This is a genomic window from Collinsella sp. SGI.033 (genome assembly GCF_050315135.1).
Classification (GTDB): domain Bacteria; phylum Actinomycetota; class Coriobacteriia; order Coriobacteriales; family Coriobacteriaceae; genus Collinsella.
Genome location: NZ_JBNPOK010000002.1, coordinates 72845 through 92766, shown reverse-complemented (window position 1 = coordinate 92766; position 19922 = coordinate 72845). Strand labels below are relative to the sequence as shown.

Sequence of the window (19922 nt, the reverse complement as noted above, 5' to 3'; positions counted from 1 at the left end):
CAGGGAGCTCGAACTTAGGCGTTCTTGCTCATGACCTCGTCCACGATGGACTTGGGCGCAGGCTCATAAGAGTCGAACTGCATCGTGTAGGATGCACGGCCCTGGGTCTGGGAGCGAAGGTCGGTAGCGTAACCGAACATCTCGCCCAGCGGCACCTTGGCACGGATGAGCTTGGTGTTCTTGCGATCCTCCATGCCCTCGATCTTGCCGCGGCGACCGGAGAGGTTGCCCATAACGTCGCCCATGTACTGCTCGGGGGTCTCGACCTCGACAGCCATGATCGGCTCGAGCAGCTGCGGATCGGACTTCTTGAGGGCGTCCTTGATAGCCATGGAACCGGCGATCTTGAAGGCGGCCTCGGAGGAGTCGACCTCGTGGTAAGAACCGTCGAACAGGGTGACCTTAACGTCGAGGACCGGGAAGCCGGCGATAACACCGGTGTTCAGGGCCTCCTGGATGCCCTTGTCGATGGACGGGATGTACTCCTTGGGCACGACGCCGCCGACGATAGCGTTGACGAACTCGTAGCCGAAGCCCTCCTCCATCTTCTCGAGCTTGATGACGGCGTGGCCGTACTGACCGCGACCGCCGGACTGACGGACGAACTTGCCCTCAGCCCTCTCGACGTCGTGACCAGCGGTCTCGCGGTAGGCAACCTGGGGCTTACCGACGTTAGCGTCAACCTTGAACTCACGGAGCAGACGGTCAACGATGATCTCGAGGTGCAGCTCGCCCATGCCGGCGATGATGGTCTGGCCGGTCTCGTGGTTGGTGGACACCGTGAAGGTCGGGTCCTCCTCGGCGAGCTTGGTCAGAGCCAGGGACATCTTGTCCTGCTCGGCCTTGGTCTTGGGCTCGATGGCAACGTCGATAACGGGCTTAGCGAACTCGATCTTCTCGAGGACGATCTCCTTGCCCTCGGCGCACAGGGTGTCACCGGTGGTGGAGTTCTTGAAGCCAACGCAGGCGACGATGTCACCGGCGCAAGCGTCGTCACGGTCGATACGCTCGGCGGCGTTCATCTCGAGGATGCGGCCGAGGCGCTCGCGCTGACCGTTGGAGGCGTTGACCACGTAGGAGCCGGACTCGGCGCGACCGGAATAAACGCGGACGTAGGTGAGCTTACCGACGAACGGGTCGGTCATGATCTTGAAGACCAGGCCGGAGAAGGGCTCGTCGAAGGAGGGATGACGCACGATCTCCTCGCCGGTTTCCGGATCGGTACCGGTGACGGCCTCAACGTCGAGCGGGCTGGGCAGGTAGTCGACGACAGCGTCGAGCAGCTCCTGAACGCCCTTGTTCTTGTAGGCGGAGCCCACAAAGACGAGGTTGAGCTCGTTGGCCAGAACGCCCTTGCGAAGAGCAGCCTTGAGCTCCTCGACGGTGAAGTCCTCCTCCATGAGGATCTTCTCCATGAGCTCGTCGTCAAAGCTGGCAGCGGCGTCGAGGAGCTCCTCGCGCTTGGTGGCAGCGATGTCGGCGAACTCAGCCGGGATCTCGTCCATCGGCTCGGGGTAGGTCATGCCCTTCTCGTCGGCCTTGAAGTCCCATGCAGTCATGGTGACCAGGTCGATGACGCCCCAGAAGTTGTCCTCGGCGCCCATCGGGACCTGAGCGGCCACGGCGTTGGCGTCGAGACGATCCTTCATGGTCTCGATAGCGTTGAAGAAGTCAGCGCCCACGCGGTCATACTTGTTGATGAAGGCGATGCGGGGAACGTTGAAGGTAGAAGCCTGACGCCAAACGGTCTCAGACTGGGGCTGGACGCCGGCAACGGCGTCGAAGACGGCGACAGCGCCATCGAGGACGCGCAGGCAGCGCTCGACCTCGGCGGTGAAGTCAACGTGGCCCGGGGTGTCGATGATCTGGATGCGGTAGTCCTTACCGTCCTTGTTCCAGAAGCACGTGGTAGCAGCGGAGGTAATGGTTACGCCGCGCTCCTGCTCCTGAACCATCCAGTCCATGGTGGCAGCGCCCTCATGGACCTCACCGATCTTGTGGGTCTTACCGGTGTAGTAAAGAATACGCTCGGTCGTGGTGGTCTTACCGGCATCGATGTGGGCCATGATGCCAATGTTACGGGTATCGGAAAGCTTGTGCTTAGCCTTAGCCATGTTAGTTCCTTACCTTAACTTACCAACGATAGTGAGAGAACGCGCGGTTGGCCTCGGCCATCTTGAAGACGTCCTCACGCTTCTTGACGGAAGCGCCCAGGCCGTTGGAAGCGTCCAGAATCTCGTTTGCGAGACGCTCAGCCATGGTCTTCTCCTTGCGAGCGCGGGAGAAGTTGACGATCCAGCGGATGCCCAGAGCGGTGGAACGACGGGAGTTGACCTCCATCGGGACCTGATAGGTAGCGCCACCGACACGCTTGGGCTTAACCTCGAGCGTGGGCTTGACGTTGTCCATAGCCTTCTTGAAGGTAGCGAGAGCGTCGCCACCCTCGGACTTCTCGGCAACGATCTCGAAAGCGGTGTAAACGATGCGCTCAGCGGTGGCCTTCTTGCCGTCAAGAAGGACCTTGTTGATGAGCTGAGTCACCAGGCGGTTGTTGTAAACGGCGTCAGGCTGAACCTCACGACGATTAGCTGCTGCACGACGCGGCATGTGAAATCTCCTTAAGTGTCTACCGTGCGGCGCTTAGGCGGCACACGGCGAAAGTATCAAAACGTTATCTGGCTTATTTGGCCTTGGGGCGCTTAGCACCGTACTTGGAACGGGCCTGCATACGGTTCTGGACCGGAGCAGCATCGTAAGCGCCACGGATGACGTGATAACGGACACCAGGGAGGTCACGAACACGACCGCCGCGGACGAGCACGATGGAGTGCTCCTGCAGGTTGTGGCCCTCACCCGGAATGTAAGCAGTAACTTCGATGCCGTTGACGAGGCGAACACGGGCAACCTTACGAAGAGCCGAGTTCGGCTTCTTGGGGCTCGTGGTGAAGACGCGGGTGCACACGCCGCGCTTCTGGGAGTTGTGCTGCAGAGCAGCGTTCTTGGACTTCTTGGGCGCGGAACGACGGCCCTGGCGAACCAGCTGGTTAATAGTAGGCAAAGCGTACTCCTTCTCGAATGATTCCAGCTTTCTGTAAAGTGCAACGGCTTGAATCGAGGGGTCAGCATCCCCCTACGAAACACGCAGTTCGATAGGATACGTGCCGTTAGCTGTGTCGTCAACAGACCACGCCGCCGGGCGTATCCTAAAATAGCCACATTTCCGCAAAGCCTACACAAAAGGAATCCCCTCCTGTGCGCGAGGGCGGATTCCCGGTCCGGGCGGCCCAGGGGTTAAGTTTGCTGCTCTACACTCCTGCGCAAGACGGAAAGCACATTAAGTGCTTTCCTTTGCGTGCGGAACTCGCGACAAACTTAACCCCTATGCCGCCCGTCCCGGAAATCCGACGTACTCGTCGGGGCAACGTTCCTCAACAAAAAAGACCCGCTTCCCTGTTGGGAAACGGGTCTTTGGAAGGGCGGTTAACGTACTGGGAAATTACTCCCCGTCGTTGTCCTTGGCCTCTTCGGCGTCGTCGGTGTCCACGAGCTGGTTGAGCAGCTCGTCGAGGGAAGCCATGTCCTCGTTGATGGCACCGTTGGCGGAAGCCTTCTTGTCGTCGATCGGGGCGCCCAGGAGCTCCTCGTCGGCATCGGCGTGATGCGTCGGAGCGGAGGTGCCCAGCAGGATGTCGTCCGGACCGTCGGGGCTAAAGACCATCTGCAGCAGCTGCGAAAGGTCTTCCTCGTCGGCAACGTCGTCGTTGTTCTCGAGGATGTAGAGCAGGTCGTGGGCCTCGAGGCCGTCACGGAGCTCCTCGATCGCCTTGGCACCGATGCCATCGATGCGCAGCAGATCCTCCTCGGACTTGCCAACCAGGTCGCCGACCGTCTCGATGCCGACCTCGCTGAACTTGTTGGTCCAGCGCTGCGACACGCCCAGGTCGTCGAACAGGTACAGGCGAGCCTTCTCGGCGGAGATGGTGTGGCCGTTGCGGGTGAACGAACCGTCAGCACCACCAAACTCGTCGTAGCCGGCCCAGTCGAGCTGCTGTGGGAGCCGCTCGTCCAGGTCCTTGAGCTCCACGGGAGCCCACTCGGGCAGTGACTTGGCGTTGGGCGAAGCCGGACCATCGATGTCCACGTAGCCGTCGGCCGTGCGATACGTCAGCTTGGCGTTAGCGTACGGCTTGAGGCCGGTACCAGCCGGGATCTTCTTACCGACGATGACGTTGGACTTAAGGTCGAGCAGGTGGTCGACCTTGCCCTCAATAGCGGCCTCGGTAAGGACGCCGGCGGTACGGATGAACGAAGCGCTCGACAGCCAGGAGTCGATGTTGGACGCAACCTTGAGCGTACCCAAGATGACGGGCTCAGCCACGGGAGCCTGACCGCCCAGACGGGCAACGCGCTCGACCTCGTCGGCGAACTCGTAGCGGTCGACGTACTGACCAAGCAGGTACTTGGAGTCGCCGGGGTTGGTGATCTGAACGCGACGCAGCATCTGACGTGCGAGCACCTCGATGTGCTTGTCGTTCAGGTCGACGCCCTGGCTGGTGTAGACGTCCTTGACGCTCTCGACGAAGGTGTGCATCGTCGACTCGATGTCGGTCAGCTTGCGCAGGTTGCGGAAGTTGACGAAGCCCTTGGTGATCTGGTCGCCGGCGCGAACCTCGCAGCCGTCCTCGATCTCGGGCATAAAGCGCACCGAAGCGGGAACGCGACGCTCGTCGAGGACACGGGTGTGATCCTCGGAGTCGGTGAGCGTCAGCACGTACTCGGACTTCTCGGGCTTAATCGAGAGGTGGCCGGAGTACGGAGCCAGCTCGGCCTCGCGACCCAGGATCTTCTCGTTGACGTTGCCGACGATATCGAACATACGGCTGACCGTAGGCAGACCCTGCGTAATATCGTCGACGCCAGCGACGCCGCCGGAGTGAATGGTACGCATCGTAAGCTGCGTACCGGGCTCGCCGATGGACTGGGCGGCAATAATGCCGACTGCGGTACCGATGGCGACCGGACGACGGGTGGAAAGATCCCAGCCGTAGCACTTCTGGCACACGCCGTACTTGGAGCGGCAGGTGAGCAGCGCGCGAAGCTTGACCTTCTTAAGGCCCGCATCGACCATCTTCTGGATGTCGGCGACCTTCTCGATATAGCCGTCCTGCTCAAAGAGCACGGTGCCATCGGGAGCCACGACGTCCTCAATGAAGCAACGGCCGACAAGATCGGTGTTGAGGTCGGTGGTGCCGGGGATGATGAGGTTGTAGGTGACACCCTCGTGCGTACCGCAGTCCTCCTCGCGGACGATGACGTCCTGGGCCACGTCGACCAGACGACGGGTCAGGTAGCCAGAGTCCGAGGTGTGGGATGCGGTATCGACCAGGCCCTTACGGGCGCCGTAGGTCGAAATGAAGTACTCGAGCGGCAGCAGGCCCTCGCGGAAGTTCGCCTTAATGGGAAGGTCGATCGTCTCGCCGGACATATCTGCCATCAGGCCACGCATGCCGCCGAGCTGACGCAGCTGGGTCTTAGAACCACGGGCGCCGGAGTCGGCCATCATGTACAGCGGGTTCTCCTCGTCGAACATGTCGAGCATGAGCGCTGCGACCTTGTCGGTACAAGCGGTCCACTCGTTAACGACTTCGATGTGGCGCTCCGTCTCGTTGATGAAGCCCTCCTCGAAGTACTCGTTGATCTGGTCGACGTTGGCCTGGGCGCGGTCGAGCAGCTCCTGCTTCTCGGCAGGGATGAGAGCGTCCCACACCGAGATGGTGAGGCCGGCGCGGGTAGCGTAGTGGAAGCCGGAGTACTTGATAGAGTCGAGGATCGGGCCGACCTTGGCCTCGGGGTAACGATCGCAGCAGTCGGCAACCAGCTTGGCCACATCGCCCTTGACCATCTTGTAGTTCATGAACTCGTAGTCTTCGGGCAGGCACTGGCGGTTGAAGATGATGCGGCCGATAGACGTCTCGAAGCGTGCGGTCTTGTTACCGGTGACATCGTAGTCGACGAACTCGTTCTTGCCGTTCTTGACGCGGAAGATACGGGTACCGTCCTCGTTGATGACGTTGGCGTTCTCGGCGGACACGCGGACCTGAATCTTGGCCTGCATGTCGACCTCGGAGCGGCAGTCATAGGCGTGCAGCGCGTCGTCGAAGCTCGAGAACACGTGGTTCTCGCCCGGCAGACCGTCGCGGACCTGGGTCAGGTAGTACACACCAATGATCATGTCCTGCGAGGGGATGTTGACCGGCTTGCCGGATGCCGGCGAGCGCAGGTTGTTCGCAGAGAGCATGAGCACGCGGGCCTCGGCCTGAGCCTGGCTGGACAGCGGCACGTGGACAGACATCTGGTCGCCGTCGAAGTCGGCGTTGAAGGGCGCGCAGACCAGCGGGTGCAGGTGGATAGCCTTGCCCTCGACCAGCACCGGCTCAAAGGCCTGGATGGACAGACGGTGCAGGGTCGGTGCACGGTTGAGCAGCACGACACGACCGTCGATGACCTCTTCGAGGATGTCCCACACAAAGGTGGCACCGCGGTCGATAGCGCGCTTGGCGCCCTTGATGTTCTCGACCTTGCCAAGCTCGACCAGGCGCTTCATGACGAAGGGCTTGAAGAGCTCCAGCGCCATGGTCTTGGGCAGACCGCACTGGTGCAGCAGCAGCTTGGGGTCGGTAACGATTACCGAACGGCCAGAGTAGTCGACACGCTTGCCCAGCAGGTTCTGGCGGAAACGACCCTGCTTGCCCTTGAGGGCCTCGGCGAGCGACTTGAGCGGGCGACCACCACGGCCAGAGACCGGGCGCCCACGGCGGCCGTTGTCGAACAGGGCGTCCACGGACTCCTGGAGCATGCGCTTCTCGTTGTTCACGATGATCGCAGGGGCGTCCAGGTCGAGCAGGCGCTTGAGTCGGTTGTTACGGTTGATCACGCGACGATACAGGTCGTTGAGATCGGACGCGGCGAAGCGGCCGCCGTCGAGCTGGACCATCGGGCGCAGATCGGGCGGAATGACCGGGATGACATCCAGAATCATGTTCGCGGGGCTGTTGCCGCCCTTCAGGAAGGCGTCAACGACCTCGAGGCGCTTGACGGCCTTCTCGCGCTTCTGCTTCTGGGAGTCCTCGTCGGCGATGATGGCCTTGAGCTTCTCGGCCTCGGAGGGGAGGTCGATGGCAGCGAGCAGGTCGCGGACGGCCTCGGCACCCATGCCACCCTTGAAGTACATGGAGTAGTAACGGGTCATCTCGCGGAACAGCGGCTCATCGGAGATGAGGTCGCGCTCGGTGAGCTTCATGAAGGCGTTGAAGGCGTCCGTGCGGAGCTGCTTCTCGTCCTTGCACTCTTCCTCGATGTCGACGATGCCGGAGGCGATCTCCTCGGGGGTCAGCGGCTCCTCGTCGGAGAACTCGTCAAAGTTCTCGGGGTTGCCCTGCTCCTTGAGGGACTCGATCTGGCGGGCGCACTCGGCATCGATCTCTTCCAGATCGGCGGCGAGCTCCTCACGCAGATCGTCAGCGTCGGCCTCGCGAGCCTCGTAGTCGACCTCGGTGATGATGTAGCTGGCAAAGTACAGAACCTTCTCGAGGTCCTTGGACTTGATGTCGAGCATACGGCTCATCGGGAAGCTCGTGGGGCTCTTGAAGTACCAGATGTGGGACACGGGAGCGGCGAGCTCGATATGGCCCATGCGGTCGCGACGCACCTTGGCCGAGGTGACCTCGACGCCGCAGCGCTCGCAGACGATGCCCTTAAAGCGGATGCCCTTGTACTTGCCGCAGGAGCACTCCCAGTCCTTGGCGGGACCGAAGATCTTCTCGCAGAACAGGCCGTCCTTCTCGGGCTTGAGGGTACGGTAATTGATGGTCTCCGGCTTCTTGACCTCACCGTGCGACCAGGAACGGATCTGGTCGGCGGAGGCAAGGGAGATCTTTACCGAGTCAAATTCAGTAGCTTCGAAATCTGCCACAGTCAACTACTCCTTATCAGTGGTCGTGGCGGCGACAGCCTCGGGTGCCTCGGCGGTCTCGGCATCCTGGGCCTCGACGTCGGCGTCAACGCCGGCGAGCGCAGCCAGGTCATCGAGGGCAGAGGTCTCCTCGGCGGTCACGGGGGCGGAGGCGTCCTCGTCGGCATCGCGCATGGGCTCGATGTCCAGTGCGAGGGAACGGATCTCCTTGACGAGAACCTTGAAGGACTCGGGGATACCCGGAACCGGGACGTTCTCGCCCTTGACGATGGACTCGTAGGTCTTGACGCGGCCCACGGTATCGTCGGACTTGACGGTCAGGATCTCCTGCAGGACGTTGGAAGCACCGTATGCGTACAGTGCCCAAACTTCCATCTCGCCGAAGCGCTGGCCGCCGAACTGGGCCTTGCCGCCCAGCGGCTGCTGGGTAACCAAGCTGTAAGGGCCAGTCGAACGGGCGTGGATCTTGTCGTCGACCATGTGACCGAGCTTGAGGATGTAGGACGTACCCACGGTAATGGGCTCGCGGAACTCCTCGCCGGTACGGCCGTCAAACAGGCGGGTCTTTCCGCGCTCGTCAAGCTGGGTGACAAACTCGGGGCGCATGTGATCGCCAAAGGCAGCGGTGGCCTTGTTGAGCATATTCTTGTTGGCACGACGGATGACCTCGGCGATCTCGTCCTCCTTGGCGCCGTCGAAGACGGGCGTCGCGGTAAAGAACGGACCGGGGACGTACTTGTCGGAATCGGCATCCTCGGTATCCCAACCGCAGGCAGCAGCCCAGCCAAGGTGGCACTCGAGCAGCTGACCGACGTTCATACGCGAAGGAACGCCCAGCGGGTTGAGGATAACGTCGATCGGGGTACCGTCAGCCATGTAGGGCATGTCCTCGACCGGCAGAACGTTACAGATAACACCCTTGTTGCCGTGGCGGCCGGCAATCTTATCGCCCTGCTGGATCTTACGACGCTGGGCGACGTAGACGCGCACCTGCTCGTTGACGCCGGGGGCCAGGTCGTCGCCGTTCTCGCGGCTAAAGCGGACGACGTCGATGACGCGGCCGTAAGCGCCGTGAGGCATCTTAAGGGAAGTGTCGCGAACGTCGTGAGCCTTGGCACCGAAGATGGCGCGCAGCAGGCGCTCCTCGGCAGTCAGAGCACTCTCGCCCTTAGGGGTAACCTTGCCGACCAGGATGTCGCCAGGGCCGACCTCAGCGCCGATGCGGATGATGCCGTCCTCGTCGAGGTTGGCAAGCATGTCCTCGGAGAGGTTCGGGATCTCGCGAGTGATCTCCTCGGGGCCGAGCTTGGTATCGCGGGCGTCGATCTCGTGACGGGTGATGTTGATGGTCGTCAGCAGGTCCTCGGCCACCAGGCGCTCGGACACGACGATACCGTCCTCGTAGTTGAAGCCTTCCCACGGCATGTAGGCCACGGTGAGGTTCTGGCCCAGTGCGAGCTCGCCGTGATCGGTCGAAGGACCGTCGGCCAGAGGCTCACCCTGCTCAACGGTGTCGCCGACGCGCACGAGCGGGCGGTGGTTGATGCAGGTGGACTGGTTGGAGCGCTGGTACTTGGCCAGGTGATACTCGTCCATGCCGCCGGCATGCTTGACGATAATCTTGGAGGCGTCGGCAAAGATGACCTCGCCGGCGTTCTTGGCCAGGGTGACCTCGCCAGAGTCCAGGGCGGCGCGACGCTCCATGCCGGTACCGACATAGGGAGCGGCGGGGTGAACCAGCGGCACGGCCTGACGCTGCATGTTGGCGCCCATGAGCGTACGCTTAGCGTCGTCGTGCTCGAGGAACGGGATCAGCGTGGCTGCGACGGAGAGCATCTGGCGCGGCGAGACGTCCATGTAGTCGACGTCCTCGACAGGCACGTCGGCGGGAGCGCCGAAGGAGCCGTCGAAGTCGCGGGTACGGGCGATCACGGAATGCGGACGGACGATCTTGCCCTCGGCATCGGTCGTGATGAACTCGTTGGTCTTGGGATCGAGCGGCGTGTTGGCCGGCGCGATAACGTGCTTCTCTTCCTCGTCAGCGGTCATCCAGTCGATCTGGTCGGTGGCAACGCCGTTCTCGACGCGGCGGAACGGGGCCTCGATGAAGCCATACTCGTTGACGCGGGCGTAGAGGGCAAGCGAGCCGATCAGGCCGATGTTGGGGCCTTCGGGGGTCTCGATCGGGCACATGCGGCTGTAGTGCGAGTTGTGAACGTCGCGGACGGCCGTCGGCACGTTGGTGCGGCGGCTGGAGCCCGACTTGTGGCCGGCAAGACCGCCAGGGCCGAGTGCGGACAGACGGCGCTTGTGGGTCAGACCGGTCAGAGGGTTCGCCTGGTCCATGAACTGCGAGAGCTGCGAGGAACCGAAGAACTCCTTGATGGAGGCCACGATCGGGCGGATGTTGATGAGCGACTGCGGGGTAATCTCGTCGATGTCCTGGGAGCTCATGCGCTCACGGACGACGCGCTCCATACGGCTCATGCCGATACGGAACTGGTTGGCGACGAGCTCGCCGACGGTGCGGATACGGCGGTTGCCAAAGTGGTCGATGTCGTCAACCTTGAAGCCCTGCTCGCCGGCAGCGAGGGACAGGAGGTAGCGCAGCGTCGCGACGATATCCTCGTCGGTGAGCACCGTGACCTCTTCCTCGGTGGTGAGGTTGAGCTTCTTGTTGACCTTGTAGCGACCGACGCGGGCCAGGTCGTAGCGTTGCGGGTTGAAGAGCAGGCCCTCGAGCAGGCTGCGGGAAGCATCCACGGTGGGAGGCTCGCCCGGGCGCAGGCGACGGTAGATCTCGATAAGAGCATCCTCGCGGGTGAGGGCGGTATCGCGCTCGAGGGTGCGCTTGATCACATCGGAGTTGCCGAGCAGCTCGATGATGTCGTCGTTGGTGACGGCGATGCCAAGGGCGCGCAGGAACATCGTGGCGCTCTGCTTGCGCTTACGGTCGACGGAGACCATGAGCTGGTCGCGCTTATCGACCTCAAACTCAAGCCAGGCACCGCGGGACGGGATGATCTGAGCCTTGTAGATCTGCTTGCCCGAATCCATCTCGGAGCTGAAGTACACGCCCGGGGAGCGGACGAGCTGCGAGACGACGATACGCTCGGTACCGTTGATGATGAAGGTGCCCTGATCGGTCATCATGGGGAAGTCGCCCATAAAGACGAGCTGCTCCTTGATCTCGCCGGTCTCCTTGTTGGTGAGACGGACGTCGGTCAGAAGCGGAGCCTGATAGGTCATATCCTTCTCGCGGCACTCCTCGACGGTATGCGCGGGGTCGCCAAACTGATGCTCGCCGAAGGTAACCTCGAGAACATGGTTCTGGCTCTGGATGGGGCTGGATTCCTTAAACGCCTCACGAAGGCCCTCGTCCTTAAAACGCTCAAAGGATTCCCTTTGAACAGAGATAAGGTTGGGGAGCTCCATGGCCTCCGGGATTTTCCCGAAGCTGACGCGCTTGCGCTCAGTGGCAGTGTATGCGTAGGTCACCAGGTTTTTCCTCCTTCACGGAAATGCTCGGTGGGTTGGCGAGGCATAGCTTCGCCAGTTATCGCAACCTAATAGTTTATCAGGTACCGACCGTTGGGCAAGAAAAGCCTTGACGCGATTGTGTTTTTGGAGTAGCAAAGTTTTTCGACAGAAAATGCGCAGGTAGATATGTATATATCGAACATATGTTCATATATTTTCTGTGAACAGAGTTGCTGATGCGCGTCGCTGAATGGCGGAATGACGGCGAAGGCTGATCGGGCGGAAACTGCGTCCCGTTTTGAGGCCTCAAACTGGGTCGTAGTTTCCGATTGAGCCCTGTTTGGGAAACTGTATCCCGTCCTGAGCCGATATTCTGGGATGCGCTTTCCGCTAGGGTCCTCAGCCGGAAAGCGCATCCCAGAATTCGACCAAATTGTGGGTCGCACTTTCCGGAGCTAAGCGGCAGTTCGCAAAAAAACGGGTGCAGACCGAAGTCCGCACCCGTAAGCGCTGTTTACTTGCGCATCAAGCCGCCGCGCTCGTCGATGGCATCCCAGAAGGCATCGGCAAAGCGAGGATCGCTTGCGGCCATAAGGGCGTTGGTGGCCATCCAGCCAGAAGGCGTGCCGGTGTCGTAGCCCGAGAGCGGGTCGATGACGACAGCGTACATAGCCTCGCGGTCGAGCGAACGGGCCATGGCGTCGGTCAGCTGAATCTCGCCGCCCTTGCCGGCCTGCTGGTCGGCAAGCAGCTCCATGACCAGCGGGCTCAGCAGATAGCGTCCGACGATGTAAAGGTTAGAAGGCGCAGCCTCGGGAGCAGGCTTCTCCACCAAGCCGCCGATACGCCACACGGCGCCAGGCTCGGCATCGCCAACGCCCTCAGCGCCCTCGAGGGAGCCCACGCGCTCGCCGGCGATAACGCCATAGCGGCTGACCTCCTCGGGAGCACACGCGGCAACAGCGATAACCGAAGCGCCGCCATGCTCCTTGGAGACGGCAAGCATCTTGTCGCAAATGTCATGGTTGGGCACAACATAGTCGCCCAGAAGAACCAGGAAGTTCTCCCCCGCCACAGCATCGGCCGCCGAGCGAATGGCATGGCCGAGACCCTTGGGCTCGTACTGATAGCGGAAGTCGACCGGCATACCGCCAGCGTGGGCGACGGCATCGGCATAGGCGTTCTTGCCGCGCTCGCGCAGCAGGTTCTCGAGCGAACGGTCGGGCTGGAAGTAGCTCAGCAGCTCGGGCTTACCGGGAGAGGTAACGATGATGGCGTCGTCGACCTCCTCGGGGTCGAGTGCCTCCTCAACGACATACTGAATGACCGGCTTGTCGAGCACCGGCAGCATCTCTTTGGGCGTGCACTTAGTGCCAGGCAGAAAACGCGTGCCAAGGCCGGCGGCGGGGATGATTGCCTTCATGTTATTCAAGGATCCTTTCGCAGGCGCAAAGCGCCCCAAGCGTGCGGCACGGCGGCCGCAGACCAAATTGCGATACCGAAGTATCTTACCGCCGGAGACATACGTCGCCGTAAGGCAAACGCAATTCTTCAGCAGGTCAACGCAAATTATTGCTCGAATGGTGCAATTTTATGCCCCAGCGGTAACGGGATTGGCACGGCGAAGACAGCAGTGTTCTGCGTGCCGAGCAATGGGAATGAGGGGGCAAAACAAAAAAGACGGGGCTCGCAATGCGAACCCCGTCTGCAAAGAAATCTGGCGAGAAAGCCTGATTACTTGAGGGTGACAGCAGCGCCAGCAGCCTCGAGCTTCTCCTTGGCAGCCTCGGCGTCCTCCTTCTTGGCGCCCTCGAGAACAGCCTTGGGAGCGCTCTCGACGACCTCCTTGGCCTCCTTCAGGCCAAGGTTGGTGAGCTCACGGACGGCCTTGATGACCTGGATCTTGTTGTCGCCGAAGCCCTCGAGCACGACGTCAAACTCGGTCTTCTCCTCGGCCTCAGCAGCGCCAGCAGCGGGAGCGGCGACAACAGCGGCAGGAGCAGCGGCGGAAACGCCGAAGGTGTCCTCGATAGCCTTAACGAGCTCGGAAGCCTCGAGAAGGGTCATTTCCTTAAGAGCATCGATGATCTCATCGGTGGTAAGCTTAGCCATTTCTAAGTCCTTTCGGTTTCCGTGTCTGTGCACGGAGATCAGTTAAAACACGGCGCGAATGCGCCAGGGGTGCGGCGTTGCCGCCGCGGGTGAAAACAGCGACTAGGCTGCCTTCTGCTCGGAGACCTGCTGGATCGAACGAGCGAGACCAGAGGAAACGCCGTTGACGCAGACAGCGATGTCGCGAGCGAAACCGGAGATGAGACCGGCGATCTGGCCGAGAAGCTGGTCCTTGGTGGGCAGCTCGGCGATAGCCTTAACATCATCAGCGGAAACGGCCTTGCCGTCGGAGATACCGCCCTTGATCTCAAGGACGCCCTTGGACTTAGCGGAGAAGTCCTTAAGGGTCTTAGCGGCCTCGACCGGCTCGGTCTCGTAGAACACATAAGCGACGGGGCCGGCGAGGATCTCGTCGAGCTCGGGCTGCTCCTGGTTCTTGAGAGCGATCTTGACCAGGTTGTTCTTGTAGACCTTCATCTCGGCGCCGCACTCGCGAAGCTGATGACGCAGCTCCTGAGCCTGCTTAACCGTCAGACCGTTGTAGTTGACGACGAACAGACCGGCATTCTCGGCGATACGGGACTCGATCTCTGCAACCTTGTCGATTTTGTACTGCTGGGGCATGAATTACACCTCCTCGAATTCTTTCCGGGCACGGTCCGCCACAAGGACGTGACGGGGGCATGTCCAAAAAGAAAGCCCCCGCGCTGCATGAGCGACGGGGGCGAGAAGACATATCTACTCGACCACCTCGGCTGGCGGGATATCCCATTAAGCTCGCGGGCAATGCCCGTTTGCACCGGCTGTCTCTGGCAGCGGATTCGTGCGTGAACCGAAAGTATTATGGCGGGGACCCCGGCTTCGGTCAACGGCAACCCTGGCTGCACACAATTCCACCATCTCGGTCGCGCCGCCAAAGGCCAGGCGCAAGCTTTTCGCTCGGTCAGGTCCTGGGCTCGCACGAAGAGCACATTTAGTGCTCTTCGGCTCGTGCGGAATCTACGAAAAGCTTGCGCCTGGCCTTTGGCGGCGCGACCTGTGTTGACTTTGGGGCAGCCAGGGTTGCCGTTGGCCGACGCCCCCACGCATAACCCTTATGTCGGTGGGCTGATGTGTTGCGTCCCTGATGGTTATAGGGTTGAGACGAAGGTGGACAGGCGGCGGAGGCCTTCGTCCAGATTTTCATCGCTTACGCAGTAGCTGAGGCGGATGTGGCCTTCGGTGCCGAAGCAGTCTCCGGGGACTAGGGCTACGTTGGTTTCTTTGATGGCTTTGATGCAGAAGTCTTCGCTTGTTAGGCCGAACTGTTTGATGCTGGGGAAAGCGTAGAAGGCGCCGGCTGGTTCCACTACGTCGAGGCCCATGGTATCTAAGGCTGCGAGTACGCGTTCGCGGCGGACTCGGTAGACTTTGAGCATGGGGGTTGGGTCGACGGTCAGGGCTCGGGCTGCGGCGTCCATCTCAAAGGAGACGGCGCTCGATACTAGGTATTGGTGAGCCTTTGCGATTTCGGCGATGACGGGGGCTGCAGCTGCGAGCCAGCCCAAGCGCCAGCCGGTCATAGCCCATGGCTTGGAGAAGCTCTCGATGACCACCGTCTGCTCGTGTAGCTCCGGGTGGCGCTGGGCAAAGCGCTCATAGCCATCCACATAGACCAGGCGGTTATATACGTCGTCGCAGATTACGTAGATGCCCGCTTGCTCTGCCACGTGTGCCACGGCGTCGAGCGATGCCGCGTCGAGGATACAGCCCGTAGGATTGTTGGGCGTGCAGATGACGATGGCCTTAGTCGTCGGCGTCACGCAGGCGCGAAGCGCGTCCTCGTCAATCTGAAATTGCGCGGGCTCCGTATCCAAGAAGACCGCCTTGGCATGGTTGGCCACGACGATGCTCTCGTACAGACCAAAGGCTGGCGTGGGGATAATAACCTCGTCGCCGGGGTTGAGCATGGCCATAAATGTTGCCGACAGGGCCTCGGTCGCGCCGTCGGTCAGGATGACCTCGTCGGCCGAAAACGTAAGGCCCGCGTCTCCCATGTAGGTAGACAGCGCCTCGCGCAGGGCGGGACGGCCGTTGTTGGGCGGATAGTGCGTGTCACCGCGGCCCAGCGCGGCGGTCACCTCGGCGCTAATCACATCGGGCGTGGGAAAATCGGGCTCGCCAAGCGCAAGCGCGATGCACCCCGGGTGCTGGGCGGCGAGCGCGTTGATCCGGCGAATGCCGGAGGGCTTGAGCGTGGCAAGCGAGGTATTCATGGGTAGACGCATGGCGTTCCTTTCGTAAGGGTTGCACTAGGATAGCGCGCCCGCGCGCCACCAGACGGTGTAACCTAAACGTAAACCAACCGGAAAGGAGGCGGCATGGAGACAACTGCACGCGGCGATGTACCAAAAACGCTGCAAACCATTGCATATATCAGTATTCCCGAGAGCGCCGATCTTGAGTTTTTGCTTTGGGACCTGCAGGATGCCATCGCCGCCTATGCTCAGCTTTCCGGCACCGCGCTCCCCCGTTCGGTCGATTTGGAGGCGGATGATGCCGGTGTAGTCGATGGCATGGTGTTCGCTGTTGATGATGCATTTGATGATGAGGCGATGATCGCTATCGAGCAGGTACTCGATCGCTTCGGGGATACAGAGACACGCGTCTATGTCGTCGTCCAGGCCCTGTCAAAAAACAACAAGCAGGCGGACGAAGTCCTCGACCACCTGTACCGGGCATGTATTCTACGTGACCTGCCATGGTGCGGTGGCGTTGTCGTCTGCGTCGGCAGCGGTATTGCGGCGCTTCGCCACTCCCCGCGTATGGGTCTCTTACGCCGGCCATTTTCCGAAGCGATGGATAAGCTTGTGGGCGCCGTGCGCATGGGCTGCTCCATAGAGCATGCGCAGCTGCTTGGCGGCGGCGATGCCGATGGTGTCGATGTCGACGGCATGGTGCGCGTCAAGCCCGCCGTGCCCGCACCAATCTGGCGCGCCATCATCAAACGCCTCGGCGCCCATGCTCAATAAAGGATCTAGATTACCGTGCGATCCAGTCAACTGCCCCGCGCCAGCGCTCGACAAGCCGCTCCAGGCGCCAGGCCGCGTTAGCGGGACTAGTCGACGGCAACACGACAGCGGACAGACCCGTCCGCTCCTGTAGATAGCGCTTATAGAGGCGCCCCGCCGTACCTCCGTTGCATACCACCCGCTCGATGGGCGCAGCTCCAGTGATGCGTTCGATATATGCCGGCACAACGTTTTTGATGCTCGCGTCGCTCGACCCCTTAATGTCGCAGCTCTCGATCACATCCCACAGGGCCACACCACCGTTCAACAGCATGGATCGCTTGGCGGCAATAGAGGCGTCGAGCGTCGCGGGCTCGCCGCCCACCAAAGGGTCGCCCTCGTTGGGTGGTACAGGCACACCAAGGCATGCGGCCATCACGCGCCAAAAGCGATTCTGAGGGTTGCCGTAATAAAAGGCATTGGCGCGCGAAAGCACCGAGGGAAACGACCCGAGCACCAAAACGCGCGAGCGCTGGTCGAACACGGGCTCAAACCCATGCTCAATATGTTGATAGCCCACGTCTGACGCCGCCATGACCTAGGCCCTCAACAGATAGCGCACCTCGTAGGGCGCAAGTTCAAGGGAGCCCGGCAGCTCGACCGTGGGTGCATCGTCGGCAAGTAGGTCGACGAAGGAACCGTTGAGTTCGCCGGCTCCAAAGGTATAAGGCTCGTTCACGGCATTGACCGCCACGAGCACCGTCGCGTCGTCGCAGGCGCGCTCGAACAGCAGTTGTTTGTTCTGAATCATCACGTTGCGATACGCACCGTAGTTGAGGGCACGGGCCGCCGCGTCGTCGGCCGAGCGCAGGTGCGTAAGCTGTGTGATGAAGGCCGTCAGCTCGTTGGGCGCAGGCTCATCGAGCGCAGGGCGCAGCGCCCAGTCGCCATCGGGGCCGCCCTTTTCGCCAGCAATTCCCCACTCGCTGCCATAGTAGATGCACGGGATGCCCGGCATGCCAAAGAGCATGCCATAGGCGGGACGCAGGCACGACTTGTCGGTAAGGATGCTCGCCAGGCGTGGCACATCGTGGTTGTCGACAAACGACAGCAGGTGCTTGCCGCGGTAGATGCACCACGGGTCGCCGCCAAACTGACGGTGCAGCGAGTGGGCGATCTCGAACATGTTGATCGAGTTAAAGCTGGAGTACAGTCCCTTGTAACACTCGTAGTTGGTGCAGGAGTCGAGCATCTCGTCGTTGACGATCTGGTTGTAGTCGCCGTGGAGCGTCTCGCCGATCAGCACAAAGTCGGGCTTGAGCTCACGGGCAAAGGCGTGCAGGCGGCGCATAAAGTCGCGGTCGAGCATATAGGCGACGTCCAGGCGCAGACCGTCGACGCCATAGACATCGGCCCAACGGCGCACGGACTCGAGCAGGTAATCGACCACGGCGGGGTTTTGCAGGTTAAGCTTTACGAGCTCAAAATGGCCTTCCCAGCCCTCGTACCAAAAGCCGTCGCCGTAGCACGAGTCGCCGTCAAAGCTGATGTGGAACCAGTCCTTGTAGGGCGAGTCCCACTTGCGCTCCTGCACATCGCGGAAGGCCCAAAAGCCGCGACCGACGTGGTTGAAGACGGCGTCGAGCACCACGCGGATGCCGTGGGCATGCAGCGTCTCGCACACGGCGGCAAAGTCGGCATCCCCACCCAGGCGACGGTCGATGTGGCGCAGGCTGCGCGTGTCGTAGCCATGGCTATCGGACTCGAGCGGTGGGTTGATGAGCACAGCGCCAATACCGAGTTCCTGCAGGTAGTCGGCCCATTGGGCGATTTTCATGATGGGGGCATCGGGGTTGGGCGCGTCGTTGGCGGCCTGGGCAAGCTCATCCTCGGCAACGGGCGCGGCGTTTTCGCGCGGAGCTCCACAAAAGCCCAGCGGATAGATTTGATAGAACGTCGTCTCGTATGCCCACATAGCAACCTCCCGGTAAGCTCAACACAACGACATCCATTGTATGCCCGGCTTGCATCCTCTTCCCCAAAATTAGTTGCGGTGGAATAGTTCCCGCTTGGACCTTCAGGGGCCTTAAACAGGAACTATTCCACCGCAACTGATGAGGAAACGTGATTAGGCGACGGGCTTTGCGCGGCGTATGGCCGGGAACATCACCGTGATGGCGAGGATGACGCCCACGACGGCAATCGCCCCGCCCACGAAGCCGATCCAGGCGATACCGGGGCCCGAAACCACGGCGCCGCCGATCGCGGTGCCCGTGCCGATACCCAGATTAAACAGGCCCGAGAAGATCGACATGGCGACAGCCGACGAATCCGCCGGCGTGTACTTGATGAGCTCGGCCTGGAACGCCACGTTAAAGGCCGTGGCGCAGCAGCCCCACAGCACGCAGACGGCAAGCACTGCTGCGAGCGACGATGCGGCCGAACCTATGAGCAGCAGGGCCGCTGGCACGCCGGAGAGCGTGATAGCCAAAAACGGGAAGCGGTGCCCGTCGAACAGGCGGCCAAACAGCCAGCTGCCCACCAGACCGGAGCAGCCAAACGCCGTCAGCGTCATGGTAATGGCGCCCGCGTCGACGTGCGCGACCTGCGCCAGGAAGGGCTCGATATAGCTGTAGCCTGTGTAATAGCCGGTCGCCATAAAAACCGTGACCGCGTAGAGCGCGATGAGGAACGGGTTCTTGAGCAGCTCGGGCAGCTGTTTAACGGCAAAGCGCTCACCCGCCGGCATGGCCGGGAACACCGCTGCCTGGTACACCACCGCGGCGGCAGAGAAGGCCCCGACCACAGCAAACGTCATGCGCCAGCCCACAGCCAGCCCGATGGCGCGGCCGATCGGCAGGCCAAAGATCTGCGCGATGGACGAGCCCGTGGCGATCATGCTGATGGCGAGCGCCCCGTGACGGGTGTCGACCAGGCGCGAGGCCATAATCGAGGCGACCGACCAGAACACGGCATGTGCGCAAGCGACCACCAGGCGTGCACAGACCAAAATAGGATAGGTGGGCGCCACGGCGGACAGGAACTGACCCAGAGAGAACACGGCGAGCACGCCGAGCAGCATACGCTTGAACTCAAAGCGCGAGGCAAACACCATAAGCGGCAGCGACAGCAGCATGACGCCCCAGGCGTAGACCGAAATCATGATGCCCGCCTGGGCCTCGGTGAGCGAGAACGACGCGGCAATATCAGTCAGAAGGCCGATGGGCATGAACTCCGATGTGTTGAACACGAACGCGCAGCAGGCGAGCCCGATAAGCGGGAACCACTGCTTGAGCGAGATGCCATCTTGTCTTGCCTGAGTCATGTAGGAAACCTCTCCGATTGTCTTGGGCGGTGGGCGATTATAG

At 61.5% G+C, this 19922-nt stretch carries 13 protein-coding genes; 1 reads left to right on the top strand and 12 read right to left on the bottom strand.

The window, feature by feature from the left end; genetic code table 11:
* Window positions 1–14: 14 nt before the first annotated feature.
* From fusA to ACQRC0_RS01240, 9 genes are all read right to left on the bottom strand, one after another.
* A complete protein-coding gene (fusA, locus tag ACQRC0_RS01280; protein WP_154514697.1) occupies window positions 15–2114 on the bottom strand; it encodes an elongation factor G in 2100 nt (699 codons plus the stop codon).
* Window positions 2115–2133: 19 nt separating this feature from the next.
* Window positions 2134–2607, bottom strand: a complete 474-nt coding sequence (gene rpsG / locus ACQRC0_RS01275; RefSeq protein WP_006235013.1) for a 30S ribosomal protein S7 — start codon at window positions 2605–2607, stop codon at window positions 2134–2136.
* A 73-nt stretch (window positions 2608–2680) separates the two neighbouring features.
* Complete coding sequence (gene rpsL / locus ACQRC0_RS01270; RefSeq protein ID WP_154514699.1) at window positions 2681–3058, bottom strand: 30S ribosomal protein S12; 378 nt, start codon at window positions 3056–3058, stop codon at window positions 2681–2683.
* 438 nt (window positions 3059–3496) lie between these two features.
* The gene (locus ACQRC0_RS01265; RefSeq protein WP_370450532.1) at window positions 3497–7972 is read right to left on the bottom strand and encodes a DNA-directed RNA polymerase subunit beta'; all 4476 of its coding nucleotides are present in this window, start codon (window positions 7970–7972) and stop codon (window positions 3497–3499) included.
* 6 nt (window positions 7973–7978) lie between these two features.
* A complete protein-coding gene (locus tag ACQRC0_RS01260) occupies window positions 7979–11407 on the bottom strand; it encodes a DNA-directed RNA polymerase subunit beta (RefSeq protein ID WP_427727189.1) in 3429 nt (1142 codons plus the stop codon).
* A gap of 559 nt (window positions 11408–11966) precedes the next feature.
* Window positions 11967–12875 (bottom strand): UTP--glucose-1-phosphate uridylyltransferase, encoded by a 909-nt coding sequence (locus tag ACQRC0_RS01255; RefSeq protein ID WP_368136490.1) that lies wholly within the window; start codon window positions 12873–12875, stop codon window positions 11967–11969.
* A gap of 311 nt (window positions 12876–13186) precedes the next feature.
* On the bottom strand, window positions 13187–13564 hold the full coding sequence (rplL, locus tag ACQRC0_RS01250) for a 50S ribosomal protein L7/L12 (RefSeq protein WP_154514707.1): 378 nt from the start codon (window positions 13562–13564) through the stop codon (window positions 13187–13189).
* A 102-nt stretch (window positions 13565–13666) separates the two neighbouring features.
* A complete protein-coding gene (gene rplJ, locus ACQRC0_RS01245) occupies window positions 13667–14188 on the bottom strand; it encodes a 50S ribosomal protein L10 (protein ID WP_117646079.1) in 522 nt (173 codons plus the stop codon).
* Between the two features lie 506 nt (window positions 14189–14694).
* Window positions 14695–15831 carry a pyridoxal phosphate-dependent aminotransferase gene (locus ACQRC0_RS01240; RefSeq protein WP_427727110.1) on the bottom strand — a complete coding sequence of 379 codons (1137 nt, stop codon included), beginning with the start codon at window positions 15829–15831 and terminating at the stop codon, window positions 14695–14697.
* A gap of 93 nt (window positions 15832–15924) precedes the next feature.
* Between ACQRC0_RS01240 and ACQRC0_RS01235 the strand changes: the two genes are divergently transcribed.
* Window positions 15925–16575 (top strand): hypothetical protein, encoded by a 651-nt coding sequence (locus ACQRC0_RS01235; RefSeq protein ID WP_427727107.1) that lies wholly within the window; start codon window positions 15925–15927, stop codon window positions 16573–16575.
* 10 nt (window positions 16576–16585) lie between these two features.
* Here ACQRC0_RS01235 and ACQRC0_RS01230 read toward each other — a convergent pair whose 3' ends face one another.
* From ACQRC0_RS01230 to ACQRC0_RS01220, 3 genes are all read right to left on the bottom strand, one after another.
* Window positions 16586–17149, bottom strand: coding sequence for a uracil-DNA glycosylase family protein (locus ACQRC0_RS01230; RefSeq protein WP_427727104.1), 564 nt, complete (start codon window positions 17147–17149; stop codon window positions 16586–16588).
* Window positions 17150–17152: 3 nt separating this feature from the next.
* The gene (locus ACQRC0_RS01225; protein ID WP_427727101.1) at window positions 17153–18529 is read right to left on the bottom strand and encodes an alpha-amylase family glycosyl hydrolase; all 1377 of its coding nucleotides are present in this window, start codon (window positions 18527–18529) and stop codon (window positions 17153–17155) included.
* Window positions 18530–18682: 153 nt separating this feature from the next.
* Window positions 18683–19879, bottom strand: coding sequence for an MFS transporter (locus ACQRC0_RS01220; RefSeq protein ID WP_427727098.1), 1197 nt, complete (start codon window positions 19877–19879; stop codon window positions 18683–18685).
* Between the last annotated feature and the right edge of the window lie 43 nt (window positions 19880–19922).

Excerpts from the sequence above, each read along its gene's own strand:
- ACQRC0_RS01240 (WP_427727110.1), bottom strand. The coding sequence starts at position 15,831 with ATGCGTCTACCCATGAATACCTCGCTTGCCACGCTCAAGCCCTCCGGC.
- rplJ (WP_117646079.1), bottom strand. The coding sequence starts at position 14,188 with ATGCCCCAGCAGTACAAAATCGACAAGGTTGCAGAGATCGAGTCCCGT.
- ACQRC0_RS01255 (WP_368136490.1), bottom strand. The coding sequence starts at position 12,875 with ATGAAGGCAATCATCCCCGCCGCCGGCCTTGGCACGCGTTTTCTGCCT.
- fusA (WP_154514697.1), bottom strand. The coding sequence starts at position 2,114 with ATGGCTAAGGCTAAGCACAAGCTTTCCGATACCCGTAACATTGGCATC.
- ACQRC0_RS01260 (WP_427727189.1), bottom strand. The coding sequence starts at position 11,407 with ATGGAGCTCCCCAACCTTATCTCTGTTCAAAGGGAATCCTTTGAGCGT.
- ACQRC0_RS01225 (WP_427727101.1), bottom strand. The coding sequence starts at position 18,529 with ATGTGGGCATACGAGACGACGTTCTATCAAATCTATCCGCTGGGCTTT.
- rplL (WP_154514707.1), bottom strand. The coding sequence starts at position 13,564 with ATGGCTAAGCTTACCACCGATGAGATCATCGATGCTCTTAAGGAAATG.
- ACQRC0_RS01235 (WP_427727107.1), top strand. The coding sequence starts at position 15,925 with ATGGAGACAACTGCACGCGGCGATGTACCAAAAACGCTGCAAACCATT.
- ACQRC0_RS01230 (WP_427727104.1), bottom strand. The coding sequence starts at position 17,149 with ATGGCGGCGTCAGACGTGGGCTATCAACATATTGAGCATGGGTTTGAG.
- ACQRC0_RS01220 (WP_427727098.1), bottom strand. The coding sequence starts at position 19,879 with ATGACTCAGGCAAGACAAGATGGCATCTCGCTCAAGCAGTGGTTCCCG.
- rpsG (WP_006235013.1), bottom strand. The coding sequence starts at position 2,607 with ATGCCGCGTCGTGCAGCAGCTAATCGTCGTGAGGTTCAGCCTGACGCC.